Source organism: Staphylococcus simulans (assembly GCF_002902285.1).
Lineage (GTDB): Bacteria > Bacillota > Bacilli > Staphylococcales > Staphylococcaceae > Staphylococcus > Staphylococcus simulans.
Genome location: NZ_PPRU01000024.1, coordinates 1 through 609, shown reverse-complemented (window position 1 = coordinate 609; position 609 = coordinate 1). Strand labels below are relative to the sequence as shown.

Annotated in this window: 1 rRNA gene; it reads left to right on the top strand. The window is 50.4% G+C overall.

The features are described 5' to 3' along the window. Positions 1-49: 49 nt before the first annotated feature. Positions 50-609: ribosomal RNA gene (locus tag CD112_RS06115) — 16S ribosomal RNA — on the top strand; the annotation flags it as partial.

Genomic DNA, 609 nt, shown 5'->3' with positions numbered 1-609 from the left:
GACGTTTTAAAACAATTAGTTTTTATGAGCTAGTCAAACATCATAAATTATTATGGAGAGTTTGATCCTGGCTCAGGATGAACGCTGGCGGCGTGCCTAATACATGCAAGTCGAGCGAACAGACGAGGAGCTTGCTCCTCTGACGTTAGCGGCGGACGGGTGAGTAACACGTGGGTAACCTACCTATAAGACTGGGATAACTCCGGGAAACCGGGGCTAATACCGGATAACACATGAAACCGCATGGTTTCATGATGAAAGACGGTTTTGCTGTCACTTATAGATGGACCCGCGGCGTATTAGCTAGTTGGTAAGGTAACGGCTTACCAAGGCAACGATACGTAGCCGACCTGAGAGGGTGATCGGCCACACTGGAACTGAGACACGGTCCAGACTCCTACGGGAGGCAGCAGTAGGGAATCTTCCGCAATGGGCGAAAGCCTGACGGAGCAACGCCGCGTGAGTGATGAAGGTCTTCGGATCGTAAAACTCTGTTATTAGGGAAGAACAAGGGTGTAAGTAACTATGCACCCCTTGACGGTACCTAATCAGAAAGCCACGGCTAACTACGTGCCAGCAGCCGCGGTAATACGTAGGTGGCAAGCGTTA